General features: G+C 74.5%; 25 protein-coding genes. 21 read left to right on the top strand and 4 right to left on the bottom strand.

Annotated elements, in window-relative coordinates; translation table 11 throughout:
• The first annotated feature begins 193 nt into the window (after nucleotides 1-193).
• The 17 genes from ACQP0T_RS22070 to ACQP0T_RS21990 all read left to right on the top strand — a co-directional run bounded on the left by ACQP0T_RS22070 (nucleotide 194) and on the right by ACQP0T_RS21990 (nucleotide 16,337).
• On the top strand, nucleotides 194-766 hold the full coding sequence (locus tag ACQP0T_RS22070; RefSeq protein WP_345367801.1) for a YceD family protein: 573 nt from the start codon (nucleotides 194-196) through the stop codon (nucleotides 764-766).
• Nucleotides 767-768: 2 nt separating this feature from the next.
• Nucleotides 769-951, top strand: a complete 183-nt coding sequence (gene rpmF, locus ACQP0T_RS22065; protein ID WP_345367802.1) for a 50S ribosomal protein L32 — start codon at nucleotides 769-771, stop codon at nucleotides 949-951.
• 14 nt (nucleotides 952-965) lie between these two features.
• A complete protein-coding gene (gene rnc, locus ACQP0T_RS22060) occupies nucleotides 966-1,724 on the top strand; it encodes a ribonuclease III (protein WP_433869786.1) in 759 nt (252 codons plus the stop codon).
• A gap of 48 nt (nucleotides 1,725-1,772) precedes the next feature.
• Nucleotides 1,773-2,660, top strand: a complete 888-nt coding sequence (gene mutM, locus ACQP0T_RS22055) for a bifunctional DNA-formamidopyrimidine glycosylase/DNA-(apurinic or apyrimidinic site) lyase (protein WP_433869785.1) — start codon at nucleotides 1,773-1,775, stop codon at nucleotides 2,658-2,660.
• Between the two features lie 78 nt (nucleotides 2,661-2,738).
• Complete coding sequence (locus ACQP0T_RS22050) at nucleotides 2,739-4,016, top strand: phosphotransferase family protein (RefSeq protein WP_433869784.1); 1,278 nt, start codon at nucleotides 2,739-2,741, stop codon at nucleotides 4,014-4,016.
• 29 nt (nucleotides 4,017-4,045) lie between these two features.
• The gene (locus tag ACQP0T_RS22045; protein WP_433869783.1) at nucleotides 4,046-4,441 is read left to right on the top strand and encodes a hypothetical protein; all 396 of its coding nucleotides are present in this window, start codon (nucleotides 4,046-4,048) and stop codon (nucleotides 4,439-4,441) included.
• A 307-nt stretch (nucleotides 4,442-4,748) separates the two neighbouring features.
• Entirely contained in the window at nucleotides 4,749-4,841 is a 93-nt protein-coding gene (gene kdpF / locus ACQP0T_RS22040; RefSeq protein ID WP_345367811.1) for a K(+)-transporting ATPase subunit F, read from the top strand.
• Nucleotides 4,841-6,502 (top strand): potassium-transporting ATPase subunit KdpA, encoded by a 1,662-nt coding sequence (gene kdpA / locus ACQP0T_RS22035; RefSeq protein ID WP_433869782.1) that lies wholly within the window; start codon nucleotides 4,841-4,843, stop codon nucleotides 6,500-6,502. The genes kdpF and kdpA overlap by 1 nt, the downstream gene beginning before the upstream one ends.
• Nucleotides 6,499-8,520, top strand: coding sequence for a potassium-transporting ATPase subunit KdpB (gene kdpB, locus ACQP0T_RS22030; protein ID WP_433869781.1), 2,022 nt, complete (start codon nucleotides 6,499-6,501; stop codon nucleotides 8,518-8,520). The genes kdpA and kdpB overlap by 4 nt, the downstream gene beginning before the upstream one ends.
• A gap of 141 nt (nucleotides 8,521-8,661) precedes the next feature.
• On the top strand, nucleotides 8,662-9,273 hold the full coding sequence (locus ACQP0T_RS22025) for a potassium-transporting ATPase subunit C (protein ID WP_433869780.1): 612 nt from the start codon (nucleotides 8,662-8,664) through the stop codon (nucleotides 9,271-9,273).
• 4 nt (nucleotides 9,274-9,277) lie between these two features.
• On the top strand, nucleotides 9,278-11,800 hold the full coding sequence (locus ACQP0T_RS22020) for a DUF4118 domain-containing protein (RefSeq protein ID WP_433869779.1): 2,523 nt from the start codon (nucleotides 9,278-9,280) through the stop codon (nucleotides 11,798-11,800).
• Entirely contained in the window at nucleotides 11,797-12,477 is a 681-nt protein-coding gene (locus ACQP0T_RS22015) for a response regulator (protein ID WP_433873812.1), read from the top strand. Before ACQP0T_RS22020 ends, ACQP0T_RS22015 begins: the two co-directional genes overlap by 4 nt.
• 129 nt (nucleotides 12,478-12,606) lie before the next feature.
• Nucleotides 12,607-12,984: a hypothetical protein gene (locus ACQP0T_RS22010; protein ID WP_433869778.1), complete on the top strand. Its 378-nt coding sequence runs from the start codon at nucleotides 12,607-12,609 to the stop codon at nucleotides 12,982-12,984.
• Between the two features lie 11 nt (nucleotides 12,985-12,995).
• Complete coding sequence (locus tag ACQP0T_RS22005; protein ID WP_433869777.1) at nucleotides 12,996-13,598, top strand: DUF3558 domain-containing protein; 603 nt, start codon at nucleotides 12,996-12,998, stop codon at nucleotides 13,596-13,598.
• Nucleotides 13,599-13,606: 8 nt separating this feature from the next.
• Nucleotides 13,607-14,893 (top strand): hypothetical protein, encoded by a 1,287-nt coding sequence (locus ACQP0T_RS22000; RefSeq protein WP_433869776.1) that lies wholly within the window; start codon nucleotides 13,607-13,609, stop codon nucleotides 14,891-14,893.
• A 1-nt stretch (nucleotide 14,894) separates the two neighbouring features.
• Nucleotides 14,895-15,704 (top strand): ESX secretion-associated protein EspG, encoded by an 810-nt coding sequence (locus ACQP0T_RS21995; RefSeq protein WP_433869775.1) that lies wholly within the window; start codon nucleotides 14,895-14,897, stop codon nucleotides 15,702-15,704.
• 9 nt (nucleotides 15,705-15,713) lie between these two features.
• A complete protein-coding gene (locus ACQP0T_RS21990) occupies nucleotides 15,714-16,337 on the top strand; it encodes a nucleoside/nucleotide kinase family protein (protein WP_433869774.1) in 624 nt (207 codons plus the stop codon).
• 101 nt (nucleotides 16,338-16,438) lie between these two features.
• Here the strand turns inward: ACQP0T_RS21990 and ACQP0T_RS21985 are convergent, their stop codons facing one another.
• On the bottom strand, nucleotides 16,439-16,654 hold the full coding sequence (locus tag ACQP0T_RS21985; RefSeq protein ID WP_433869773.1) for a hypothetical protein: 216 nt from the start codon (nucleotides 16,652-16,654) through the stop codon (nucleotides 16,439-16,441).
• A 215-nt stretch (nucleotides 16,655-16,869) separates the two neighbouring features.
• On the opposite strand from ACQP0T_RS21985, the gene ACQP0T_RS21980 reads away from it, so the two are divergent.
• The 3 genes from ACQP0T_RS21980 (at nucleotide 16,870) to smc (ending at nucleotide 21,392) form a co-directional block, all read left to right on the top strand.
• Complete coding sequence (locus tag ACQP0T_RS21980) at nucleotides 16,870-17,280, top strand: hypothetical protein (RefSeq protein WP_433869772.1); 411 nt, start codon at nucleotides 16,870-16,872, stop codon at nucleotides 17,278-17,280.
• 62 nt (nucleotides 17,281-17,342) lie between these two features.
• Nucleotides 17,343-17,627: an acylphosphatase gene (locus tag ACQP0T_RS21975; protein ID WP_433869771.1), complete on the top strand. Its 285-nt coding sequence runs from the start codon at nucleotides 17,343-17,345 to the stop codon at nucleotides 17,625-17,627.
• Nucleotides 17,628-17,780: 153 nt separating this feature from the next.
• Nucleotides 17,781-21,392 carry a chromosome segregation protein SMC gene (smc, locus tag ACQP0T_RS21970; protein WP_433869770.1) on the top strand — a complete coding sequence of 1,204 codons (3,612 nt, stop codon included), beginning with the start codon at nucleotides 17,781-17,783 and terminating at the stop codon, nucleotides 21,390-21,392.
• A gap of 3 nt (nucleotides 21,393-21,395) precedes the next feature.
• On the opposite strand, the gene ACQP0T_RS21965 is transcribed toward smc, so the two are convergent.
• Nucleotides 21,396-21,581: a hypothetical protein gene (locus tag ACQP0T_RS21965; RefSeq protein ID WP_433869769.1), complete on the bottom strand. Its 186-nt coding sequence runs from the start codon at nucleotides 21,579-21,581 to the stop codon at nucleotides 21,396-21,398.
• 223 nt (nucleotides 21,582-21,804) lie between these two features.
• On the opposite strand from ACQP0T_RS21965, the gene ACQP0T_RS21960 reads away from it, so the two are divergent.
• Complete coding sequence (locus tag ACQP0T_RS21960; RefSeq protein WP_433869768.1) at nucleotides 21,805-22,437, top strand: hypothetical protein; 633 nt, start codon at nucleotides 21,805-21,807, stop codon at nucleotides 22,435-22,437.
• A gap of 351 nt (nucleotides 22,438-22,788) precedes the next feature.
• Here the strand turns inward: ACQP0T_RS21960 and ACQP0T_RS21955 are convergent, their stop codons facing one another.
• Nucleotides 22,789-24,282, bottom strand: coding sequence for a sodium:solute symporter (locus ACQP0T_RS21955; RefSeq protein ID WP_433869767.1), 1,494 nt, complete (start codon nucleotides 24,280-24,282; stop codon nucleotides 22,789-22,791).
• Nucleotides 24,261-25,457, bottom strand: a complete 1,197-nt coding sequence (locus ACQP0T_RS21950; protein ID WP_433869766.1) for an anhydro-N-acetylmuramic acid kinase — start codon at nucleotides 25,455-25,457, stop codon at nucleotides 24,261-24,263. Before ACQP0T_RS21950 ends, ACQP0T_RS21955 begins: the two co-directional genes overlap by 22 nt.
• Between the last annotated feature and the right edge of the window lie 85 nt (nucleotides 25,458-25,542).

The following is a 25,542-nucleotide window of genomic DNA, read 5'->3' as shown; positions in this document are numbered from 1 at the left end:
GTGCTCAGCGGCGCCTCCGGCCCGGGACGCCGGGTGTCGGTGGCCCTCACCTGGGGCGACGTGGCGGGAGGGGTTGTGCCGGGAGCCCGGGCCGGTCGCGTAGGCTGGAAGGGCTGACCACGGGTGCGCAGCACCTGGTCGCCCCGTGCGACCGTCGGCGCCTACAGACCGTTCCTACCTGCCGAAACTTGTGATGTCACAGAACCGCGAAGAGCGCATCTCCCGCACCGGTCCCTGGGTGCTCGACACCCGGGAGCTCGGGCAACGCGCGGGCAACAGCCGCTCGTACTCCCGCCAGGCCCCGGCGCCGGCCGGGTTCGGCCTGGACATGATCAAGGTGCCGGAGGGCGAGCCGGTGCGGCTCGAACTGCTGGCGGAATCGGTGGTGGAGGGCGTCCTGGTGTCCGGTACCGCCAGCGCCGATCTGGTGGGCGAGTGCGCCCGGTGCCTGGACCCGATCTCCGAGGAGATCGAGGTCGAGTTCCGGGAGCTGTTCGCGTACCCGGACAGCGCCACCGACACCAGCACGGACGAGGACGAGGTCGCTCGCGTGGTCGACGACCTGATCGATCTCGAACCGGTGGTGCGGGACGCGATGCTGCTGTCGTTGCCCACGTCACCGCTGTGTTCGCCGGACTGCCCGGGGCTGTGCTCCGGGTGCGGCGCGAAGTGGGCCGAACTCGGCTCCGATCACACGCATGAGACCATTGATCCTCGCTGGGCCGCGCTGAAAGAGCGGTTCGGCGGGACCGAGGAGGAGAACTAGTCGTGGCCGTCCCGAAGCGCAAGATGTCCCGGGCCAACACCCGTCACCGCCGGTCGCAGTGGAAGGCCTCCGCGCCGACCCTCGTCCAGTGCGAGAACCGCTCCTGCCGCGAGCAGAAGATGCCGCACATGGCTTGCCCGTCCTGCGGCCAGTACGGCGGCCGCCAGGTCACCCAGCCTGCCTGAGCGGCGGTCGCGCAGTGGGGGGAAAGCAATCGCGGAACCGGAAGGTCGACCGGGCTCCGCTGCTGAAAGCGCTCGGCGTCGATCTCGACGCCGAGCTGCTCACCCTGGCCCTCACCCACCGCTCGTACGCCTACGAGAACGGTGGACTGCCGCCGAACGAGCGGCTCGAATTCCTGGGTGACGCGGTGTTGGGCCTGGTCATCACCGACCGGCTCTACACCGATCACCCGGAGCTGCCCGAAGGCCAGCTCGCGAAGCTCCGGGCCAGCGTGGTGAACATGCACGCGCTGGCCGGGGTGGCGCGGGAGCTCGGCGAGGGCGGGCTGGGCCACTACCTGTTGCTCGGTCGCGGTGAGGAGCTGACCGGGGGACGCGACAAGGCCAGCATCCTCGCGGACGGCCTGGAGGCGGTGCTCGGGGCGGTCTACCTCGAGAACGGCATCGAGGTCGCCCGCGACGTGGTGCACCGGCTGTTCGCGCCGCTGCTGGCCGAGGCGCCGCAGCGGGGTGCCGGGCTGGACTGGAAGACCAGCCTGCAGGAACTCACCGCGGCGGCGGCGCTCGGCGTCCCGGAGTACCGGGTCGAGGAAGAGGGCCCGGACCACCGCAAGGAGTTCAGCGCGTTCGTCTCCGTCGGCGGGGACACGCTCGGCCGCGGTGACGGCCGCACCAAGAAGGAAGCCGAGCAGAAGGCCGCCGAGGCGGCGTGGCGCTCCCTCTCCGAGCGCCTGAACAGCGCCGCGACCGGCGAGGACACCGCCGCCACCGAGTGATCCCGCCCGGGTGCGGGGTCGTTCGGTGCGTCGGCGAAGATGCTGGGCGTGCCCGAGTTGCCCGAGGTCGAGGTCGTCCGGCGCGGAGTCGCCGCGCACGTGGTCGGCCGCACCGTGTCCAGCGTCGAGATCCACCACCTGCGTTCGGTGCGCAGGCACGTCCCGGGGCCGCAGGACCTCGCCGGACGGCTGGCCGATCGGGTGCTCAGCGCGGCCCGGCGGCGCGGCAAGTACCTGTGGCTGGAGCTGGCCGGGCCCGCCGCCGGATCCCCCGCCGGTGAAGCCCTGGTCGTGCACCTCGGGATGAGCGGCCAGCTCCTGGTCCAACCGCCGGACGCGCCGGACGAGAAGCACCTGCGGGTGCGCTTGCGGTTCGCCGACGGCGGTCCCGAGCTCCGGTTCGTCGACCAGCGCACCTTCGGCGGGGTGCACCTGGAGGACCTCGTCGAGGCCCACGGCCTCGCGGTGCCGAGCGCGGTCGCGCACATCGCGCCGGACCCGCTGGAGCAGGTCTTCGACATCGCGGCGGTGACCACCCGGTTGCGGGCCAAGCGCACCGGCATCAAGCGCGCGCTGCTGGACCAGTCGCTGGTCTCCGGCATCGGCAACATCTACGCCGACGAGGCGCTGTGGCGGGCGCGGCTGCACTGGGCGCGCCCCACCGCCACCCTGACCCGGCCGAAGATCCGCGAGCTGTTCGGCGCGGTCGCCGAGGTCATGCAGGAGGCGTTGCGGGCGGGCGGCACCTCGTTCGACGACCTCTACGTCAACGTCAACGGCGAGTCGGGCTACTTCGACCGGTCGCTGGCGGTGTACGGGCAGGCGGGGAATCCCTGCCCGCGGTGCGGCACGTCGGTGCGCCGGGACGCGTTCATGAACCGGTCGTCCTACACCTGCCCGGCCTGCCAACCCCTGCCGCGCAACGCGCACCGCTGAACCCGGCCGCCGCCGCGGGTGAAGCCGTTCTCATCCGCGGCTCATCGACCGGCCATCGGGCCGGAGCACAGTGCGCGCATGAACTCCTCATCGCACCCGCCGCGAAACCCGTCCACGCCCGCGGACCCGGAACCGCCGACCGATCTGGAGCTGCTGACCGGTGACGGGGCCGCGGAGCTGGTCGCCGGGGTGTTCTCCGCCGTCGGTGGTGAGGTGCTGGATTGGCGGGTCCGGCACGTCGACCACCGGCCGGCGGCGGGCACCACCGCCGGCTACCGCGCGCGGGTGCGCTGGAGCGGCGGCGCGGTCACCGACGAGGTCCTCGGGGCGTGTTCCGGGCGGTTGCCCGCCGGGGTGGCGCGGCTGTCGGACGGCCGCACCGAGATCGGGATGTGGCGGTACCCGCACGACCCCGACCTGCCTGCGCTGCCCGCGGCGGCCGACCCGGAACGGATGCGCGGGATCGTGGCCGAGCTCGGGCTGCGCACCGAGGAGCCGCCGCGGGTGCGCCTGCGCGCCTACCGCCCGCGCCGCCGGGCGGTGTTCCAGGTGGACGTGCCGGGCACGACCGTCTTCGTCAAGGTCGTCCGGCCCGCCGCCGCCCGCGGGTTGCACGCCCGGCACCGCGCCGCCGTCGAAGCCGGGTGCCCGGTGCCCGACGCGCTCGGGTGGACCGGCGACGGGATGGTGCTGCTCGCCGCGCTGCCCGGACGCACGCTGCGCGCCCGGCTGACCGGGACGGAGCCGGTGGACCTGGACGTCGACGGCGTGCTCGGCGTGCTCGACGCGTTGCCCGCCGGGCTGGCCACCACCCGTCGCGAGACCTGGGGCCAGCAGGCGCCGCACTACGCCGCGGTGCTCGCCGCCGCGGTCCCCGACCTCGGCCCGCGCGCCCGCGCGGTGGCCGCCGAGGTCGACCACGGCACCGCACCGGAAGGCCCGGACGTGCCGGTGCACGGCGACTTCTACGAGAGCCAGCTCGTGGTCGACGGCGGCCGGGTCACCGGGCTGCTGGACATCGACACCGCCGGGACCGGGGAGCGGCTCGACGACGCGGCGTGCCTGCTCGGCCACCTCGACGTGCTGACCTACCGGCATCCGGCCCGGGCCGGCGTGATCAGCGGTCTCGGCGCGGCCCTGCAGCGGCGGTTCGAACAGCGGCTCGACCCGCTCGCGCTGCGCCGCCGCGTCGCCGCGGTGGTGCTCTCGCTGGCCACCGGGCCGCACCGGGTGCAGGAGCCCGACTGGCGGGCGAGCACCTACCACCGGGTCGCGCTCGCCGAGCGGTGGCTGGCCGAGATGAACGGCTTCTCACCGGCTCGCCACGGCAGCCTTCATCCGGGCCGGAGAAGCTGAACGAGCAGGACGGAGAGGAGTTATCGGACATGGACGTCAAGAGACCCTGGATCGTGGCCAGCGCCACCCTCGCCTTGGCCGGGTTCGGCACCGCCGTGGCGGTGGCCGACGACGGTGGCGAGGTCAACGACCCCCGACCGGCCCCGGTCGTGCAGATCGCCGACGAGCAGCCGCTCATCCCGGTCGACGGCTCGCCGGAATCCCCCGACTCGCCCGGCGAGTCACCGGTCGACTCGGCCAACAGCCCCAACGACAGCGTGAACAGCCCGGACCGCAGTGAAGACAGCCCCAACGGCAGCGTGAGCAGCCCGGACCGCAGTGAAGACAGCCCCAACGGCAGCGTGAGCAGCCCGGACCGCAGTGCGGACAGCCCGAACAGCAGCCCCGACCGCAGCGCGGACAGCCCGGACGGCAGCGCGGACTGACCCGACGCGTGGTTCCGCGGTCACCCGCTGGCCGCGGAACCGCACCGCGCGCCGACCATCACGCCCCTCGACCGCACCACACCTCAGGACGGCGTCAAGGTCCCGGTCGGGGGCGTCAAAACGGCGTCATGGGTCTTCCGGCGCCGCTCCCGAACCGGTTTCGCTGGACAGCGCAAGTCACCCGAGTCGGTGAAAGTCGTTCGTCCAGTGAGGAGTGCGCAGCGGTGGCCGATCTCGCCTTCGCCGGGCTCGTGCTCGGCGGTTTCCTCGTCCTAGCGCTCGCCCGGCGCGGATTGGAGCGCCTGTGATGACGGCGCTCGCCAACGGCGCGGGCGGTGTCCTGGCGCTGCTGCTGCTCGGGTACCTGTTCGTCGCGCTGGTCCGACCGGAGCGGTTTTGATGAGCCCCTTCCTGGTCGGCCTCGTCCAGGTCGTCCTGCTGCTGGTGCTGCTCGCCGCGGTGCACCGCCCGTTCGGGGACTACCTGGCCCACGTCTACTCGACCGAGCGGCACTGGCGCGTCGAGCGGGCCGTCTACCGGCTGGTGGGCGTCGACGGCTCCGCGCGCCAGCGCTGGCCCGGCTACGCCGCCGGGGTGCTCGGCTTCTCGCTGGCCTCGGTGCTGCTGCTCTACCTGCTCCAGCGGCTGCAACCGCTGCTGCCGCTGGACCTCGGCCGCGGTGCGGTGGAACCGGCGATGGCGTTCAACACCGCGATCAGCTTCGCGACCAACACCAATTGGCAGTCCTACGTCCCCGAGCAGGTGCTCGGGCACGGGGTGCAGCTCGCCGGGCTGACCGTGCAGAACTTCCTGTCCGCCGCGGTCGGCATGGCGGTCGCCATCGCCTTGGTGCGCGGCTTCACCGCCGACGGCGACGACCGGATCGGCAACTTCTGGGTGGACATCACCCGGGGCGTGACCCGCGTCCTGCTGCCGGTCGCCGCGGTGGCGGCGGTGCTGCTGGTGGCCCTCGGCGCGGCGATGAGCTTCGCCGCGGGGATCGAGGTGGTCGGGCTCGACGGCCGGACGCACACCGTCGCCACCGCACCGATCGCGAGCCAGGAGGCGATCAAGGTGCTCGGCACCAACGGCGGCGGGGTGCTCAACGCGAATTCCGCGCACCCGCTGAGCAATCCGAGCGGCGCGAGCAACCTGCTCCAGCTCTTCCTGATCCTGGTGATCCCGGTCAGCCTGACCCGCGCCTTCGGCACCCTGGTCGGCGACCGCGCGCAGGGGCGGGTGCTGCTGTCGGTGATGGCCGGGATCTGCGGCGCGATGCTGGCGGTCGCCTGGTTCGCCGAGAGCCACCCGAACGGTCCGGCGGCGCTCGCGGCGGGCGCGGCGGTGGAGGGCAAGGAGACCCGGTTCGGGGTGCCGCTGTCCGCGCTGTACGCGGTGATCACCACCGGCACCTCCACCGGTGCGGTCAACGCCGCCCACGACAGCCTCACCGGGCTCGGCGGCGGCGCGGCGCTGCTGAACATGCTGCTCGGCGAGATCGCGCCCGGCGGGGTCGGTGCCGGGCTCTACGGCATTCTCGTGCTCGCCGTGGTCGCGGTGTTCCTGGCCGGGCTGATGGTCGGCCGCACCCCGGAATACCTGGGCAAGAAGCTGGGCCGCCGGGAGATCACCGCCGCCGCGCTCTCGTTGCTGGTGATGCCGACCGCGGTGCTGCTGGGCACCGGTCTCGCGCTCCTCGTGCCGTCCACCGCCGCGGCGCGGGACGAGGGCGGACCGCACGGGCTCACCGAGGTGCTCTACGCCTTCGCCTCGGCGGCCAACAACAACGGCAGCGCCTTGGCCGGGCTCACCGCCACCGGGGACTTCCTCCAGATCGGCCTCGGGCTGGTGATGCTGTTCGGCCGGTTCCTGCCGATGCTCGCGGTGCTCGCCTTGGCGGGGGCGCTGGCCCGGCAGCGGTCGGCCCCGCGCACCGCGGGGACCTTGCCCACCGGCGGCCCGCTGTTCGCCGGACTCCTCGGCGGCACCGCCGTGCTCGTCGCGGCGCTGACCTTCCTGCCCGCACTCGCCCTCGGACCGATCGCGGAGGCACTCGCATGACCGGCGTCGTCGACCACCCCGCACCGGCGGAACCGGTGCGCGCGGGAACCTCCCGCGCGGTGCGGGCGGCGCTGCCCGCCGCGCTGCGCAAGCTGCACCCCCGGCACCAGCTCGCCAACCCGGTGATGTTCGTGGTGTGGGCCGGTTCGGTGCTGGTCACCGCCCTGACCGCGGTCGACCCCTCGGGGTTCGGCCTCGCGGTGGCGGCGTCGCTGTGGGGCACCGTGCTGTTCGCGAACCTGGCGGAGGCCGTCGCCGAGGACCGCGGCCGGGCCCAGGCCGCCGCGCTGCGCCGCACCACCGCCGAGACCACCGCGCGGCGGCTCACCGGGGGCGGCGAGGAACGCGTGCCGGGCACCGCGCTGCGGATCGGCGACCGGGTGGTGGTCGAGGCGGGCGAGGTGATCCCCGGCGACGGCGAGGTGGTGGCCGGCATCGCCAGCGTCGACGAGTCGGCCATCACCGGGGAATCCGCGCCCGTGGTCCGGGAATCCGGCGGCGACCGGTCCGCGGTCACGGCGGGCACCACCGTGCTGTCCGACCGGATCGTGGTCGAGGTGACCGCGCGCCCCGGCGAGACCTTCGTGGACCGGATGATCGCGCTGGTCGAGGGCGCCCGGCGGCAGAAGACGCCGAACGAGATCGCGCTCACCATCCTGCTGTCCGCGCTGACCGCGATCTTCCTGCTCGCGGTCGTCGCCCTGCAGCCGATGGCCGGGTACTCCGGCGGTCCGCTGCCGGTGGTCGTGCTCACCGCGCTGCTGGTCTGCCTGATCCCCACCACGATCGGCGCGCTGCTGTCGGCGATCGGCATCGCGGGCATGGACCGGCTGGTGCGGCGCAACGTGCTCGCCACCTCGGGACGTGCGGTGGAGGCCGCCGGGGACGTGGACACGCTGCTGCTGGACAAGACCGGCACCATCACCTACGGCAACCGGCGGGCCACCGCGCTGCACCCGGCCGACGGGGTGGCCGAGCAGGAGCTCGCCGAGGCCGCCCGGTTGTCCAGCCTCGCCGACGAGACCCCGGAGGGCGCCAGCGTCCTCGCGCTGTGCGCCGAGCGGTGCGGTGCGTCCGGTCACCCGGTGGGCGCCGAGCACGTGCCGTTCACCGCGCGGACCCGGATGAGCGGGGCGGACCTCGACGGCCGCCGGGTCCGCAAGGGCGCGGCGAGCGCGGTGCGGGACTGGGCGGGCGGCCTGCCCGCGGGCGTGGACGCCGCCGTCGAGCGGATCTCCTCGGGCGGCGGCACCCCGCTGGTGGTCGCCGAGCGCCGCGCCGACGCCGTCCGGGTGCTGGGCGTGATCGCGCTGTCCGACGTGGTCAAGCCGGGGATGGCCGAGCGGTTCGCGGCGCTGCGCGCGATGGGCATCCGCACCGTGATGGTGACCGGGGACAACGAGCGCACCGCGCGGGCCATCGCCGCCGAGGCCGGGGTCGACGACCACCTCGCCGAAGCCCGCCCGGAGGACAAGCTGGAGCTGATCCGCGCCGAGCAGCGCGGCGGACGGCTGGTCGCGATGACCGGCGACGGCACCAACGACGCCCCCGCGCTGGCCCAGGCCGACGTGGGCGTGGCGATGGGCAGCGGCACCGCCGCCGCCAAGGAGGCCGCCAACATGGTCGACCTCGACTCCGACCCGACGAAGCTGATCGAGATCGTCGAGATCGGCAAGCAGCTCCTCATCACCCGGGGCGCGCTGACCACCTTCAGCATCGCCAACGACCTGGCGAAGTACTTCGCCCTGCTGCCCGCGCTGTTCGGCGCGATCCACCCGCAGCTCGACGCGCTGAACATCATGCGGCTGGCCACCCCGACCTCCGCGATCCTGTCCGCGGTGGTGTTCAACGCGCTGATCATCGTGGCGCTGATCCCGCTGGCCCTGCGCGGCGTGCGCTACCGGCCCACCGGGGCGGGACCGCTGCTGCGGCGCAACCTGCTGATCTACGGGTTGGGCGGGTTGGTGGCGCCGTTCGCCGGGATAACGCTCATCGACCTCCTGATCCGCGTTGTTTGAGCTTCTTCGGGGCGCCTGGCGTGGCGGTGCCGGTGGCGAGGGTGGGGCGAGGCGGAAGCGGCTTCGCCGCTTGCCTGGCGGTGGTGGGTGGTCGGGTTCGGCTGGTTTTCGTTGGCTGGGACGGGCTTTTCGGGAGGGGTCATGGACGGTGGTTGGTGGCGGCAGGTCGTCGCCGGGGTCCGGTTGCTGCTGGTGGCCACGGTGGTGCTCGGCATCGGGTATCCGCTGGCGGTCTGGGGCGTGACCCGGTTGCCGGGGCTGCACGCCCACGCGGAGGGCTCGCGGATCGTGGTGGACGGCCGGGTGGCCGGTTCGGAGCTGATCGGGATCGACCCGGTGCCGGCCGATCCCGCGCGGGACCCGTACTTCCACACCCGGCCCTCGGCGTCGGCGGAAACCGCGCTGGGACCGGGAGATCCGGCGACCAGCGGCGGGTCGAACCAGAGCGGCTCCAGCCCGGAGCTGCTGGCGCTGGTCGTCGAGCGGCGGGCGCTGATCGCCGCGCGGGAGGGCGTCCTGCCCGGACTGGTGCCGCCCGACGCGGTGACCGCCTCGGCCAGCGGCGTCGATCCGCACATCAGCCCGGCCTACGCTGAGCTGCAGGTCCCGCGGGTGGCGCGGGTGACCGGGCTGGGCGAGGAGCAGGTGCGCGCGCTGGTCACCGAGCACACCGGCGGCGGGGTGCTCGGGCAGCGGGCGGTGAACGCGACCCTGCTCAACCTCGCGGTCGAGCGGGCGCGGGGAGGGAGCTGAACGCGTGGACGGGCGCGCTGAACTGCGGATCCACTTCGGGGCCGCACCGGGGGTGGGCAAGACCTACGCGATGCTCACCGAGGCGCACCGGCGCGCCGAGCGCGGCACCGACGTGGTGGTCGGCCTGGTCGAGACGCACGGCCGCGCCCGGACCGCCGCCCTGCTCGACGGCCTGGAGCAGGTGCCGCGCCGCCGGGTGCGGCACCGGGGCGTCGAGCTCACCGAGCTGGACCTGGACGCGGTGCTGGCCCGGCGCCCCGAGGTGGTCGTCGTCGACGAGCTCGCCCACACCAACGCGCCCGGCTCGCGCAATGCCCACCGCTGGCAGGACGTCGACGAGCTCCTCGACGCCGGGATCAGCGTGCTGTCCACCGTCAACGTGCAGCACCTGGAGAGCCTCAACGACGTGGTGGAGACCATCACCGGCGTCCGCCAGCAGGAGACGGTGCCCGACGAGGTGGTGCGCCGCGCCGAGCAGGTCGAGCTCGCCGACATCACCCCGGAGGCGCTGCGCCGCCGGATGGCGCACGGCAACGTCTACCCGGCCGACCGGGTCGACGCCGCGCTGAGCAACTACTTCCGCGCCGGCAACCTCACCGCGCTGCGCGAGCTGGCGCTGCTCTGGCTGGCCGACCAGGTCGACGTGGCGCTGCGCCGGCACCGGGCCGAGCAGCGGATCACCCGCACCTGGGAGACCCGGGAGCGGGTGGTGGTGGCGGTCACCGGCGGTGCGGAGAGCGGGACGCTGATCCGCCGCGGCGGCCGGATCGCCGCCCGCACCGGCGCCGGGTTGCGGGTGGTGCACGTGCTGCGCGGCGACGGTCTGGCCGGGACCTCGGCGGGCGGGCTCGCCCGGGTCCGGCGGCTCGCGGAGGCGGTCGGCGCCAGCTTCCACACCGTCGTCGGCGACGACGTGCCGACGGCGCTGCTGGAGTTCGCGCGCGGCGCCGACGCCACCCAGCTCGTCGTCGGCACCTCGCGGCGCTCCCGGTGGGCGCGGTTGTTCAGCGAGGGGATCGGCGCCGGGGTCGTGCGCGAATCCGGCGGCATCGACGTGCACATGGTCAACCACGACGTCGGCGGCCGGTGGTTCGGCCGCGACCCCGACCGCAACCCGCTGCCGTGGCCGCGCCGGCTGTGGGGCTGGGCGCTGGCCGTCGCGCTGCCCGCCGGGGTCACCGCCGCCGCGTCCCTGCTCGAACCGGGGCTGTCCGCCGACGTGATCGGGTACTTCCTGGTCACCGTGCTGGTCGCGCTGGTCGGCGGGGTCGCCCCGGCGCTGACCGCCGCGCTGCTGTCCGGCGGACTGCTGAACTTCTTCCTCACCCCGCCGCGCTACACCCTGGCCGTGTCCGACCCGGCCAACGTGGTCGCGCTGGTCGCGATGATCGCCGTCGGGCTGCTGGTGGCGGTGCTGGTGGCCCGCGCCGCCCGGCTCGCCGAACGCGCCGCCGACGCGCGCACCGAGGCGACGCTGCTCACCTCCTACGCCCGCACCGTGCTCACCCATCCCGACCCGCTGCCCCGGCTGCTGGCGAAGTTCGTGGAGAACTTCGGGCTCGCCTCGGCGGCGCTGGTGGAACGCGACGGCGAGCGCTGGCAGCGGGTGGCCGCGCACGGCGAGCCGCCCGACCCCGAGTCCGATGTGGACATCGAGGTGGCCGATGACGTGCACCTGGTGCTGTCCCGGCCGGACGGCCGCCCGCTGCCGGCCACCGACCGGGCGGTGCTGGAAGGCGCGGCCGGGCAGGCGCTGGTCGCGCTGCGCCAGCAGCGGATGGCCGCCGGGGCGGCCGAGGCGCAACGGCTGGCCGACGCCTCCCGGCTGCGCACCGCGCTGCTGTCCGCCGTCGGGCACGACCTGCGCACCCCGCTGGCCTCGATCAAGGCGTCGGTGAGCAGCCTGCGCGCCGAGGACCTGCGGCTGTCCGCCCGGGACACCGCCGAACTCCTCGCCGGGGTCGAGGAATCGGCGGACCGGCTGACCGGGCTGGTGGACAACCTGCTGGACTCCTCCCGGTTGGCCACCGGCGCCATCGCCCCGCACCTCGCCCCGGTCGGCTACGACGAGGTGGTGGGCGCGGCGCTGGCCGGGCTGGACGGCGCCGAGCACGTCGCGGTGGACGCCGACGAGTCGCTGCCGCCGGTGCTGGCCGACGCGGGACTGCTGGAACGGGTGGTGGCCAACGTGGTGCAGAACGCGCTGCGCTACGGCAGACCGGCCGGCGGCCGGGTGGTGGTGCGGGCCAGCGCGCACGCCGAGCGGGTCGAGCTGCGCGTCGTCGACCGCGGCCCCGGGCTGCCCGGAGGCACCGCGGAGCGGGTGTTCGCGCCGTTCGAGCGGCTGGGCGACCGGGGCGCGCGCGGCGACGCCGGGGCGCCCGGGGTCGGGCTGGGCCTCAACGTGGCGCACGGTTTCATGACGGCGATGGGCGGCGGCATCGCCGCGGAGGACACCCCGGGCGGCGGGCTGACGATCGTGCTGTCGTTGCCCGCGGTGCTCGGTGCGGGAGGGCAGCGGTGCTGACGCGGGTGCTGGTGGTCGACGACGAGCCGCAACTGCTGCGCGCGCTGCGGATCAACCTCACCGCGCGCGGCTACCAGGTGCTCACCGCCGTCGACGGGGCCGCCGCGCTGCGCGCCGCCGCCGAGGGCAGGCCCGACGTGGTGGTGCTCGACCTCGGGCTGCCGGACCTGGACGGCACCGAGGTCATCGCCGGGCTGCGCGGCTGGAGCACCGTCCCGATCCTCGTGCTCTCCGCCCGCACCGACTCCCCCGACAAGGTCCGGGCGCTCGACGCGGGCGCCGACGACTACGTCACCAAGCCCTTCGGGATGGACGAGCTGCTGGCCCGGCTGCGCGCCGCGGTCCGCCGCGCCGCCACCGGGGTGGTTCCGGAGGAACCGGTGGTGGAGACCGCCACGTTCAGCGTCGACCTGGCGGCCAAGAAGGTCCGCCGCGGCGGTGCGGAGGTCCACCTCACGCCGACGGAGTGGGGGATGCTGGAGGTGCTGGCCCGCAACCGCGGCCGGCTGGTCGGGCAGCGGGAGCTGCTGCACGAGGTGTGGGGTCCGCGCCACGCCGGGGAAACCCACTACCTGCGGGTCTACATCGCCCAGCTCCGGCGCAAGCTGGAGGCCGACCCCGCGCGCCCGCAGCACCTGCTCACCGAACCCGGCATGGGCTACCGCTTCGAGCGGTGAGCCCCCGCGTCGCGGCGGTCGGCGTGGGGTCCGTGTGAAGTTCGGCGGACTTGCTGACCGGGGGGAACCGCGCTGCTAAGGTCACCGTCCAACGGGCGATCACACGCCGCGACCTGGGGGTTCCCCGCGATGACGACACCAGCAGCACCGCCTCCGCCGCCCGTCCCCGGTGGTGCCGGGCAGACCGTCGCGGTCAACCAGGACAACGTCCTGGAGGCCAGGAAGATCATCCTCGCGGCGACGCATGAGGCCGAGGAGCGGCTGGGGGGACTCCAGTGGTCCCTCGCCATCGACCCGCCCGCCAAGGACGACATCAGCGTCGCGGCGGCGACGGAGTGGAACCGGAACCTGCTGACTAACCCGGATTCGCACTACAACCGGCTGATGCAGTACGTCCTCAACGTCAAGCAGCTCGCCGTGCAGATGGAGGACGCGGCCAAGCAGTACGGCTACACCGAGGAGGAGATCCGGGCCTCCTTCGACGACGTGAACAGGGGAGCGGAGTGAGCAGCGCGGCTGTGACGGGACGAGTTCGGTACGCGGCGCTCGCGGTGGTGTCGGCGGCCTTGCTGGTCGGGGGGTGCGCGGCGGAGGAACCCGCCCCGGCGGGCGCCACCGCCCAGCCGGAGCAGCCGTCCCGCCCGGTCGAGCTCCCGGTGACCACGATGTCCGAGGAGCAGCTCTGCACCCTGCTGACCCCTGAGCAGCAGGCCGAACTCGGCGTCGCCAACCCGAGCATCGGGGCGAACACCGACGACGTGCGCCAGCCGGGGAATGCGGACCACCAGCACTGCTCGTGGCGCAGCCCGCCGAACGTGGAGCCGTCGTTCGGCGTCATCGTCGCCGCGATCCCCCAGTCGCTCGACGCCTTCACCGAGCAGCTCGGCGAGCCCTTCCCGGAGACGGCCGCGTCGTACGAGGTCGCCGGGTTCCGGGCCGAGCAGCAGCAGGCGGGCGCCGGTCTGGAAGGACTCGGCTGCAGCGTGTTCGTCGACGTGGCCGAGGGCCAGACGTTGCAGGCGTGGGGGTCCCCGAGCCTCACCTACGGGCTCACCAACCAGCAGATGTGCGATCTGGCGAAGCGGGTCGCGGAGTCCGCCGTGGCCACCTTGCAGGGCTAGGGGGAGACATGACCGGCATCGAGGAGATCCGCGGTCTGCGGTTCGAGGGGATGGACATCCCGCAACTGCTCGACTGGATCGGCAAGATCAAGCAGGGGCGCGGGTCGGAGTCGATGCACGAGGCGGTGCAGGCGCTCGACGAGTGCGTGCGGGTCGTCGTCGACCTCGACGAGACGTTGCGCACCGAGCTCGGCAAGCTGGGCGTGGCCTGGGAGGGCAACGCGGGGGCGCTGGCGCAGGAGGCCTCGGCGCAGCGCAGCGTGGTCCTCCAGGAGTCCGAGGAACCGCTGCGGGCCACCGCGACCAGCGTGGACGCGCAGGGCCGCAGCTTCGAGTCGGCCCGGAACACGCTGCCCAACGGCGAGGAACTCCGGCACCAGGAATCGGAGCACTTCTTCGAGTGGGCCGGGGGCGGCTTCGGCTACGAGAGCGACTACGACCAGGAGGCCAAGCAGATCGCGCAGCAGCGCTCGGCGGCGCAGGCCGCGCTGGGCTCCTACCGGGACGGCACCGTCGGCGAGGCGGAGAAGTTCCGCCCGCTGCCCGAGATGGGGCCCGCCCTGGTGAGCCCGCAGGGCCTGGCGGCGACCACGGGCACGGCGGGCGTCGCCGGCGGCGGTGCGGCGGCCTTCGGCGGGGTGGCGACCGGCGGTGCGGTCGGCGGTGGCGCGGTCGGTGGTACCGGGACCGGCGCGGGCGGCGGAGTCGTCCCCGGGACCCCGGGCTCCGGCGGTGGGTCCGCCGATCCGCGCGGTGGCGGGTACGCGGGCGTCGGCAACCGGCCCGACGCGCCGAGCAGCGGCAGCTTCGCCGACCGCACGCCCAGCGGCGGCGGTCGCGGCGGCATCGGGGTCGGCACCGCGCTGGGCATCGGTGCGGGCGGTGCGGCGGCGGCCGGGCTCGGCGCCGCGGCGGCGGGCAAGCTGCTCGGCGGGCGCGGCGCGGGAACGGCGACTCCGGGGACGGCCCGCGGCGGCGGCTCCGCTCCGGTCCGGGGTGGCTCGTCGGGCATCGGCGGCGGTCCCGGGGACACCACCGCGGGGCGCACCGCGGGCGGGAGCCCGGGCAGCCGGCCGGCGGGCGGCGCGCTGATGGGACCGGCCGCGACGCGCGGCGGTCAGGCCCGGTCCGAGGAGGACCAGGAACACGACAACCAGTACGCCGTGGACGAGACCCCGTTCGACGACGAGCGGCTCGTCGCCCCGGCGGTGCTGGGCGGCGAGGCACCGCAGCGCGACGAGGAATCCGGCCGCGGTGAGGAATCCGGGTCCGGCGACGAACCGAAGCGGGACTGACGTGCGACCAGGGGCCGAGGCCGATGCGGTCATGCTCTCCGCCGCCGAGTTCGACGTGGTGTGCGAGGCGGAGAAGCTCACCGAGCACCGGCACGTGGTGCTGGAGGTGCCGAGCCCGGGCGCGTCCCGCGCCGAACGCGACCGGCTCGTCGCCGAGGTCTGGGAGGGCCTGCGCGGCAGGCGGTTGGCGGAGACCGGGCGGGACCGGGTCGACGTCGACTTCGGCGATCTGCTGACCCTGCTGGACCGGCCGCAGCGCAGCGTGGACGTGCGGATCTGGGCCGACCGGCGGATCCGGGCGCTGGCCGCGGGTTCCGGCGAGGCGGGGGTGCTGGCCGTGGTGGACGGCGACGTCGTGGAGCTCACCGCGCTGCGCGGCGGCGCGCTGGCCGAAGCGGCCGTGTCGGTGGCCGGGGACGTGCCCGCCGGGCGCGGGCGCTCGGTGAGCCTGCCCAACGACGTGCTGCGGGAGGCGGGCCGGCTCGCCGGAACCGACGATCCGCACCTGTTCTCCGACGAGCTGCGCGCCCTCGGGGTGCCCGGTGACGACGCGGTGGACGTCTCGCACATGACCGCGGGGATGGGGGTGCGCGGCCAGTTCGGCGCGGAGAGCCGCCCCCGGCGCGGGGGTCGGGCCGACCGCGCGGAGCGGGTGGTGGCCTTCCACGACACCCCGTCCGGTCGCTACCTGCACGTGGTGCGCCCCAGCGGGGACGGCCGCCGGTGGAGCACCATCGCCCCCGCCGACGGCAACCGCATCGCCGAGTACGTCCGGGACCTGCTGGCCGAGGTGCACGAGGACCGGCCGTAGCCTGGGCGCGTGATCGGCTTCGACGAACTGCTGGCCCGGGCCCGGGCGCTGGCCGGGACCGGCTCGCGGCGGGTGCTGGGCATCGCGGGCGCGCCGGGCGCGGGCAAGGGCACGGTGGCGCAGCGGGTGCTCGCCGAGCTCGGTGCCGAGGCGGTGCTGGTGCCGATGGACGGCTTCCACCTGGCGGGCGCCGAACTGCGCAGGCTGGGGCGGCAGGACCGCAAGGGCGCGCCGGACACCTTCGACGCCGCCGGGTACGTCGCGCTGCTGCGCCGGCTCCGGGACCCGGGTGGGGAGACGGTGTACGCGCCGGAGTTCCACCGCGAGGTCGAGGAGTCCTACGCCGGGTCGATCGCGGTGCCGCCGGACGTCCCGCTGGTGATCACCGAGGGCAACTACCTGCTGCTGGACACCCCGCCGTGGGCCCCGGTCCGCGGGCTGCTCGACGAGTCCTGGTTCCTGGCCCCCGACGACGGGCTGCGGGTGCGGCGGCTGATCGACCGCCACGTGCGCTACGGCCGCACCCCGGAGCAGGCCCGGGAGTGGGTGCTGCGCAGCGACGAACGCAACGCGGCGCTGGTCGCCCCCACCGGGTCCCGAGCCACCCTGCGCATCCCGAACGACCCGGCCTGAACGCCCGCGCACCGCAGCCCCGAGCGCCCCGCACCACCGGGTGATCTTTCCCAGGTGAGGGGCACCCTTGCCCAAGTATGTTGGACAGGGGTGCCCCTCACTCAGTCCCCTTCCGGGTGAAAAGCGGTGGTGCGGCGGAGTTCGGCGCGGACGTCGTCGGGGATGCGGCCGGTGTGGTCCACCGGCGTCCACGGTTCGGTGCGCACCCACTGCGACCCGCAGCCCCGGCAGGCCAGCAGCGGCAGCCCGTCGAGCTCCGCGCGGGTCCGGTGCCACGAGCACAGCGACCGGCAGGCGTGCACGGCCAGGCGCGTCACGGCGTGCCCGGGGGCGTGGCGCCCCCGGTCGTGGTCCTCGACGCGGCGGTGCCGTAACCCGTGGTGCCCTGGGTCGTGGTGCTGGTCGGTTCCTCGGTGGTCGGCGGCGTTGTCGACGTCTCAGGGGGCGTCGTTGACGGCTCCGAGGGGGTGGTCGGCGGCTCCGGTGGCAGTTCCGGATCGTCCGAGGACGGCGGCGGCGGTGGCGTGGGGCGATGCGGTGGCCGGTGCCCGGGGGCGGTTCCTCGCCGGTGGGCGTGCGGGTCGGGGAGTCCGAGCTGGTCGGGGGCGTCGTGGACGACGTGGCCCCGCCGGTGGTCGTGCTGGTGCCCGGCGGCGGGGGCGGGGGAAGCTGCCCGGACGAGTCCGCGGAGGTCGGGACCGGCCGGGAGGTGGCGGTCGGCTTCAGCGAGAAGTCGGGGGCGTCGCCCGCCTGCGTGCCGGGTCCCGCGGCGATCGCGGCGGCGGTGGCGAACACGGTGGAGATCACCATGCCGGAAGCGGCCCACAGCACGAGGCGCTTCGGTCTGGCGTCCGGGTCTTCCTGCCGCATCGCATCCCTCGGTGTTCTCGTCGTCCGCACCGTTCAGCGCGCACCGGGCGGGTCGTGCCGGGGGCCACCGTAGCGATCCGGGTCCGGGGCCGGGCCCGCAGGGCGCCGACCGCGGCCGTGCGGGATCATGCGGGCGTGACGGATACCGGAACGCGGCGGTTGACCGCATGGGTGCACGGTGAGGTCCAGGGCGTCGGATTCCGCTGGTGGACGCGGTCCCGCGCGCTCGAACTGGGTCTCGTCGGCAGCGCCACCAATCTGCCGGGGCGGCGGGTCGAGGTGGTCGCCGAAGGTCCGGCGCAGGCGTGCGAATCGCTCCTGGTGGCGCTGCGCTCGGCGGACGCGCCGGGATCGGTGGAGCACGTCGCCGAGCAGTGGTCGGACCCCAGGGGCGGGCTCGACGGCTTCGTCGAACGCTGAGCGCCCGGGCGGTCACCGGGGCGCCGATGGCGGGCACCCGCGGACGCACGGACGGTTCTGCGGCAACTCCGACGTCGTCGCAGGTAGAGTCGGCCGGACGTGGCAGGAACCGGGCGATCCGGTGCGCCGAGCGGTAACGGGAAGGTCGACGCCGTGCACCTCAAGAGCTTGACGCTCAAGGGATTCAAGTCCTTCGCCTCGGCCACCACGCTGCGCTTCGAACCCGGCATCACCTGCGTCGTCGGGCCCAACGGCTCGGGCAAGTCGAACGTGCTCGACGCGCTCACCTGGGTGATGGGCGAGCAGGGCGCCAAAGCGCTGCGCGGCGGCAAGATGGAGGACGTCATCTTCGCGGGCACCGCGGGCCGGGCGCCGCTGGGCCGCGCCGAGGTGACGCTGACCATCGACAACGGCGACGGCGCGCTGCCGATCGACTACACCGAGGTCTCGATCACCCGGCGGATGTTCCGCGACGGCGCCAGCGAGTACGAGATCAACGGCAACTCCTGCCGCCTGATGGACGTGCAGGAACTCCTCTCCGACTCCGGCATCGGCCGGGAGATGCACGTGATCGTCGGGCAGGGCCAGCTCGCCACCATCCTGCAGGCCAAGCCCGAGGAGCACCGGCGGCTGATCGAGGAGGCCGCCGGGGTGCTCAAGCACCGCAAGCGCAAGGAGAAGGCGCTGCGGAAGCTCGACGCGATGCAGGCCAACCTCACCCGGCTGACCGACCTCACCGGCGAGTTGCGCCGCCAGCTCAAGCCGCTGGGCAAGCAGGCCGAGATCGCACGCAAGGCGCAGACCGTGCAGGCCGACCTCCGGGACGCGCGGCTGCGGTTGATCGCCGACGACCTGGTCACCGCCCGCGCCGAGCTGGCCCGCGACGAGGCCGACCAGGAGACCGCCCGGGTCAAGCGCGCCGAGGTGGAGCGGGCGCTGCAGTTCGCCCAGTCGGAGGAGAAGACCCTCGAGGAGAAGGTCGCCGCCGACGCGCCCCGGTTGGAGAAGGCCCAGGAGACCTGGTACCGCCTCTCCGCGCTGGAGGAGCGGCTGGGCGGCACGCACCGGCTCGCCGCCGAACGGCACCGGCACCTCACCGCCCAGGCCGAGGAGCACCGGCCGGGCCGCGATCCCGAGGAGCTCGACGCCGAGGCCGAGGAGGCCGCCGAGCAGGAGGTCGAGCTGCGCGAGGCGATGGAGGAGGCCCGCGACGCGCTCACCGAGGTCGTCGAGCGCCGCTCCGAGCTGGAGGCGGCGCTGAAGGAGGCCGAGCAGGCCCACCTCGCGGCGGTGCGCGCCATCGCCGATCGCCGGGAGGGCGTGGCCCGGCTGTCCGGCCAGGTGGAGTCGATGCGCGGCAAGGCGGAGTCGGCCGAGGAGGAGCGGGAGCGGCTCTCCGGCGAGCTGGAGGAAGCCGCCGCGCGCGCCGAGGAGGCCGAGCGGCGGCACGCCGACGCTGAGGAGGAGGGCGGCGGGCAGGACGCCGACGACGCCGGTCTCCAGGAACGCCGGGAATCCGCCGCCGAGGCGCGGGACGCGGCGCGGGCCCGGGTCGAGGAGCTGGTCAAAGCCGAACGCGCCGCCGAGCGCGACATCGCGTCGTGGAAGGCGCGGGTCGAGGCGCTGGCGATGGGCCTGCAGCGCAAGGACGGCGCCGGGACGCTGCTGGCGGCCGAGCTGCCCGGCGTGCTCGGGACGGTGGCCGGGTTGGTCACCGTGGAACCGGGCGCCGAGGTGGCGCTGGCCGCGGCCTTGGGCGCGGTGGCCGACGCGGTCGCGGTGCGGGGGGTGGCCGACGCGGTGAGCGCGCTGGAGCTGCTCAAGACCGACGAGGCGGGGCAGTCCGGGCTGCTGGTCGGCGGCGCGGAGTCCCCGGACCGCTCGGGGTGGCCGCCGGAAGCGGCGCGCTGGGCGGTGGACCTGGTGCAGGCCCCCGACGAGCTGCGGCCGGCGCTGACCCGCGCGCTGGAGCGCGTCGCGGTGGTCGACTCGCTCGACGAGGCGCGGCCCCTCGTCGAGGCCGATCCGGCGGTGCGCGCGGTGACCGCGCAGGGCGACGTGCTCGGCGTGCACTGGGCCAGCGGCGGTTCGGCGGACCGGCAGAGCGTCATCGAGGTGCGCGCCGCCGTCGACGAGGCCGAGGCCGAGCTGGCCGCCGCGCAGCGCAGGCTGGACCAGCATTCGGCGGCGCTGGAAGGCGCCCGCGCCGAGGAGGAAGCGCGGCGCGGCGAGGTCCGCGCGGTCCAGGAGGAGATCAACGAGGCGAAGGTGCGGCGGGCGCGCAGCACCGAGCGGGTGTCCAGCCTGGCCGGGGCGGCCCGTTCCGCTTCGGCGGAGGTCGACCGGCTGCGCCAGCAGAGCGTGCGGGCCGAGCAGACCCGCACCGACGCGCTGGCCAAGCTGGAGGAGCTGCAGGCGCGGCTGGACGCGGTGCAGCGGGAGCAGGACGACGCCGCCGAACCCGACACCGACGAGCGCGACCGGCTCAACACCGAGCTGGTGACCGTCCGGCAGCAGGAGATGGACGCGCGGCTGGGGCTGCGCACCGCCGAGGAGCGGGCCCGCGCGGTGCAGGGCCGCGCCGACCAGTTGCGCCGCGCCGCCCGGCACGAGCGCGAGGCCCGGGCCCGCGCCGAAGCCGCCCGCCGGGCCAAGGAGCGCGCCGCGCGGGTGACGCAGGCGGTGGTCGAGGGCTGCCGGACCGCGCTGGACCGGATCGCGGTCTCGCTGCGCACCGCCACCGAGGAGCGCGACCTCGCCCAAGCCCAGCAGCGCGAGCACGACCAGTCCCTCGGCGTGGTGCGGGCGCGGGTCCGCGAGCTCAGCGGCGAGCTGGAGAAGCTCACCGACGCGGTGCACCGCGACGAGGTGGTCCGCGCCGAGCAGCGGCTGCGCATCGAGCAGCTGGAGTCCAAGATCATCGAGGACTTCGGGATCGGGCTCGACGACCTCGTCGACGAGTACGGTCCCACGGTGCCGATCCCGCCCAGCGCCGCCGAACTCGCCGAGTACGAGGCGGCCCGGGAGCGCGGCGAGGAGGTCAGCGCGCCGCCGCCGGTGCCCTACGACCGCGCCGCCCAGGAGCGGCGGGCCAAGCGCGCGGAGAAGGACCTGTCCCTGCTGGGCAAGGTGAACCCGCTGGCGCTGGAGGAGTTCGCCGCGCTGGAGGAGCGCTACAAGTTCCTGTCCACCCAGCTCGAGGACCTCAAGGCCACCCGCCGCGACCTGCTCAGCGTGGTCAAGGAGGTCGACGAGAAGATCCTCGAGGTCTTCACCGCCGCCTTCCACGACGTCGCCGCCGAGTTCGAGAAGGTCTTCACCGTGCTGTTCCCCGGCGGGGACGGGCGGCTGGTGCTCACCGACCCCGAGGACATGCTCACCACCGGCGTCGAGGTGGAGGCCCGCCCGCCGGGCAAGAAGGTCAAGCGGCTGTCCCTGCTGTCCGGCGGCGAGAAGTCGCTGACCGCGGTGGCCATGCTGGTGGCGATCTTCCGCGCCCGGCCCTCGCCGTTCTACGTGCTCGACGAGGTGGAGGCGGCGCTGGACGACACCAACCTGCGGCGGCTGATCACGCTGCTCGACCAGCTCCGGACGACCTCGCAGCTGCTCATCATCACCCACCAGAAACCGACCATGGAGATCGCCGACGCGCTCTACGGCGTGACCATGCGCGGCGACGGGATCACCCAGGTGATCTCGCAGCGCCTGAGCGGCCAGCCGACCGCGCCGCAGGAGGAGCTCCCCGAGGCGCCGGCCGAGGGATGACCCTCACCAGGAGCAGGCGGCGTGGGCGACCGCGGTGACCACGAGCGCGGCCACCGCGAGCCCGCCGCAGACCACCGGCCAGCGCGGCGGTGCCGGGCGGGGCCGGGGCGCGGTCGCGGCGGGATGCGGCGCGGTGCGGCCCTGGTGCGCGGCGCCGGGTGCTCCACCTCCGCCCGGCAGGCCGCGCACCCGGCGACGTGGGTGTGCAGCAGCACCCATTCGACGCCGTCGACCTCGCCCGTCGAGTAGGGCGCCAACCTGCGCTGGATCGCCGCGTGTTCCGTGCCGCGCACCGTCTCCCGCTTCCGTCCGCCGTGTCCGTCGCGTTCTCCATCGACTTCGCCGGACCGGCGCTGAAGGCCCGGGACCGGGAAGTAGGGTGGGCGCCGGTGTCGACGCCAGGAGGCTGCTCATGACCCACCCCTACGGCCAGCCGCCGGGGAACCACCCGCCGCAGCAGGGCCAGCCGATGCCGCCGCCGGGTGGTTACGCGCCGCCGTCGGGCGGGTTCCCGTCCGCGCCCCAGGGGACGCCGCAACCCGGCATGCCGCCGCAGCCCGGCATGCAGCCGCCGGGCATGCAGCCGCAACCGGGGATGCAGCCACCGGGGATGCCACCGCAGCCGATGCCCGCCGGTCCGCAGCTCCCGCCGCCCCCGCCGGGGATGGGCCGCGTGGTGCTGGACTGCTCGTACTTCCCGCTGGCGTTCATCCTCGCGCTGTTCAAGCCGACCATCACGATCAACGGCCAGCCCGGCCCGCCGGGGGTCTGGGGCAAGCTGCCGATCGACCTCCCGCCCGGCCAGCACCACATCCAGGTGCACACGCCGTACCTGTGGGCCTTCGGGCACGCCGTCGCCGTGGTGCCGGTCGCCGCCGGTCAGCAGGTCGACGTCTACTACAAGCCACCGGCGATCGCCTTCGGCGCCGGTGCGATCGGCCCCGTCCCGCAGGAGACCCCGCAGCTCGGCCTCACCCTGGGCATCATGGGCGGGATCTTCGTGCTGTGCCTCCTCCTGGGCCTGCTGCCGATGCTGATGCTGTAACCCGCGCGCACCCGAACCCGCGCGCACCCGAACCCGCGCGCACCCGTTCGTGAACTGAGTGAGGGGCACCCTCGTCCAAGTAAGGGGTCCATTCAGAATGCGGCGGAGCCGCATGCGGTGAGGCACGCAGCGTGCACCGCGGCGGGTTCTCAGCGGTCTTCTCGCGAGGACAGCCGTGACGCCGTGTACGTGTTTGGTACATCAGGAGCGGATCCCGGAGCGAGAAGACCGCTGAGGTTCCGCTACCCGCACCGCCACGCAGGCCGTTCTGAAAGCGGTCCTAACCGGGACAAGGGTGCCCCTCACTCACAACCCTTCCGGGTGGGTGGGCCCGGGTGGTGGCGCGGGTGCTCAGGTGGTCTCGGCGGGTTCCGGGCGGTCGCCCCGATCGCGGTGGCGCAGCGACAGCAGGCCGCCGACCAGCAGCGTCACGATCACCCCGAGCGGGGTGTACCAGGGGTAGGCGAGCGGGGCGGAACCGCCGTCGCCGTCCGGGAAGCGCACCGCGAGGATCACCACCGCCATCACCGCGACGGTGGCTGCGAAGGCGATCACCGCGTCGGCCTGCCGGGCGCGCCGGACGAACAGCCCCAGGAAGAACGCGCCGAGCAGCGCCCCGTAGGTGTAGCCGGTGATGCCCAGGCCGAGCTCGATGACCGGGTTGTCGGTGCCGGTGAACATCGAGGCGAAGACGAACAGCACCGCACCCCACACCAGCACCCAGAGCTTCGCCTGCCGCAGCACGGCCGCGTCGTCCAGCGGACGCTTGGCGAAGCGCCGGGTGATGTCGGTGACCGTGGAGGTGGCCAGCGAGTTCAGCGAGGAGCTCATCGCGGCGGCCAGGATGCCCGCGATGAGCAGCCCGGAGATCCCCGGCGGCATCTGGGTCACGATGAACGTCGGGAACAGGTCGTCGTCGGTGGCCATCCCCATGGCCTCCGGGGCGACGCCATCGTAGAGCACCCACAGCATCGCGCCGATCAGCAGGAACAGTCCGAACTGGAGGAACACCAGCACGCCGCTGCCGATCAGCGCGGTCCGCGCCGCGCCCAGCGTCCGGGTCGCCAGCAGCCGTTGCACGATGAGCTGGTCGGCGCCGTGCGAGGCCATCGACAGCATCGCCCCGCCGATGACCGCGGTGACGAACGAGTACGGCGAGGTGAGCACCGAGGCGCCGAAGTCGAGGAACTGGAACTTGCCCGCCGCCAGCGCCGTGCCGAACCAGTCGTCCGGCAGCATCCCGGCCAGCACCACCACCGCGATGATCCCGCCGACCACGTAGAGCACCATCTGCAGCGCGTCCACCCACACCACCGCGCGGGTGCCGCCGACGTAGGTGTAGAGCACCGTCACGGCCGTGATGACCAGCAGGATCTGCCAGAACGCCACGTCGATCCCGGCGACCGACAGCATCACCTTCACCGGGATGGCGGTGGCGAACAGCCGCACCCCGTCGGCGAGCAGCCGGGTGACCAGGAACGTCGCCGAGGCGGTGGCCTGCAACCCGGAGCCGAACCGCTGCCCGAGGTAGGCGTAGGCGGTGACCAGCTCGCCGCCGTAGTAGCGGGGCAGCAGCAGGAACGCCACCACGATCCGGCCGAGCAGGTAGCCGATCGCGAGCTGCAGGAAGGTGAAGGAGCCGAGGTAGGCCACCGTCGGCGTGCTGATCACCGTCAGCGTGGAGGTCTCGGTGGCCACCACCGCGAAGCACACCGTCCACGACGGCAGGTTGCGGTCGCTGACGAAGAAGTCCTTCGCCGTGCGCTGCCTGCCCGCCAGCAGCATGCCCAGCACCGGGACCAGCAGCAGGTATCCGACGATGATCACGACGTCCACTGGGTGCACGGGACCTCCTTGGTCGGGCGCGGGATGCGCAGGCGCCGCGGCCGCCGGTCGGCGGGCGCGGGCAGCCGCAGCGGCCCGGCGCCGGGGGTGAGGGCGCCGAGCAGCCGGGGTCCGGTGGCACCGGTGGCGTCCGGGTAGGTGCCCGGGAGGCCGTGCCAGGTGAGGAAGCCGAGCAGCGCGGTGAGCAGGGCTTCCTTGCTCCCCGCGGGGAGGCCGAGTTCGTCGCTGAGCCGCAGCGGCACCGGCATCCGCCGCCGCAGCGCGGCCAGCAGCACGGGGTTGCGGACGCCGCCGCCGGAGACCACCGCGGAGCGCACCCGCTCGGCGCGGCAGGCGTCGGCGATGGTGGCGGCGGTGAGCTCGGTGAGGGTGGCCAGCAGGTCGGGGCCCTCGACGGGCGGCACGGCGGCCAGCGCGCGGGTCAGGTGCTCGCGGCCGAACAGCTCCTTGCCGGTGGACTTCGGCGGCGGGCGCCGGTAGTGCGGTTCGTCGAGCAGCACGGCGAGCAGGTCCGGCCGCACCGCGCCGCGCGCGGCCAGGGCGCCGTCGACGTCGGCCCGGGCACCGCTGACCATCCCGGCGGCCAGGTCCAGCAGCGCGTTGCCCGGTCCGGTGTCGTAGGCGCGCGGCCGGTCGCCGCCGACCACCGTGAGGTTGGCGATCCCGCCGATGTTCAGCGCGGCGACCGGGCCCGGCTCGTCGGCCAGCCACAGCGCGTCGAGCACCGCGGCCAGCGGCGCGCCGTGTCCCCCGGCGGCGACGTCGCGGACCCGCAGGTCGGCGAGCACCGGCAGTCCGGTGGCCTCGGCGATCCACGCGGGCTGCCCGAGCTGGAGGGTGCCGCGCACCGCGCCGCCCTCGACCCAGTGGTGCACCGTCTGCCCGAGCGAGGCGACCAGGTCGGCCCGTCCGCCCGCCAGCTCCACCCCGCGGCGGGCGGCGTCGGCGAAGGCCTGGCCGATCTCGGTGTCCAGCCGGCACAGCTCGGCGGCGCCGCAGGGCCCGGACAGCGCGCGCAGCAGCCGTTCGCGCAGCTCAGCCGGGTACGGGAGCTCGGTGTCGCCCAGCGGCCGGAGTTCGACGGCGTCGCCGTCGAGCCGCAGGTCCGCCGCGGCGACGTCGATGCCGTCCATCGACGTGCCGGACAGGATCCCGAGGACCCGACACGACTCCACTTCTGTGGTGTAGTCCACATCCCGGGTGAATGGCAAGCGTCCGCCGGGGCGGGATGGTGAATCGATCACCGCGCGGGGGAACCGG

Origin of the sequence: Saccharopolyspora sp. CA-218241, from assembly GCF_050954615.1 — a bacterium.
In the GTDB taxonomy this organism is placed as follows: Bacteria; Actinomycetota; Actinomycetes; order Mycobacteriales; family Pseudonocardiaceae; genus Saccharopolyspora; species Saccharopolyspora cebuensis.
This window is presented reverse-complemented; position numbering and strand designations above follow the sequence as displayed.

Coding starts and splice junctions, on each gene's coding strand:
- ACQP0T_RS22070 (WP_345367801.1), top strand. CDS start 194: ATGTCACAGAACCGCGAAGAGCGCATCTCCCGCACCGGTCCCTGGGTG.
- ACQP0T_RS22050 (WP_433869784.1), top strand. CDS start 2,739: ATGAACTCCTCATCGCACCCGCCGCGAAACCCGTCCACGCCCGCGGAC.
- ACQP0T_RS22045 (WP_433869783.1), top strand. CDS start 4,046: ATGGACGTCAAGAGACCCTGGATCGTGGCCAGCGCCACCCTCGCCTTG.
- kdpF (WP_345367811.1), top strand. CDS start 4,749: ATGACGGCGCTCGCCAACGGCGCGGGCGGTGTCCTGGCGCTGCTGCTG.
- kdpA (WP_433869782.1), top strand. CDS start 4,841: ATGAGCCCCTTCCTGGTCGGCCTCGTCCAGGTCGTCCTGCTGCTGGTG.
- kdpB (WP_433869781.1), top strand. CDS start 6,499: ATGACCGGCGTCGTCGACCACCCCGCACCGGCGGAACCGGTGCGCGCG.
- ACQP0T_RS22025 (WP_433869780.1), top strand. CDS start 8,662: ATGGACGGTGGTTGGTGGCGGCAGGTCGTCGCCGGGGTCCGGTTGCTG.
- ACQP0T_RS22010 (WP_433869778.1), top strand. CDS start 12,607: ATGACGACACCAGCAGCACCGCCTCCGCCGCCCGTCCCCGGTGGTGCC.
- ACQP0T_RS22000 (WP_433869776.1), top strand. CDS start 13,607: ATGACCGGCATCGAGGAGATCCGCGGTCTGCGGTTCGAGGGGATGGAC.
- ACQP0T_RS21980 (WP_433869772.1), top strand. CDS start 16,870: ATGCGGTGGCCGGTGCCCGGGGGCGGTTCCTCGCCGGTGGGCGTGCGG.
- ACQP0T_RS21960 (WP_433869768.1), top strand. CDS start 21,805: ATGACCCACCCCTACGGCCAGCCGCCGGGGAACCACCCGCCGCAGCAG.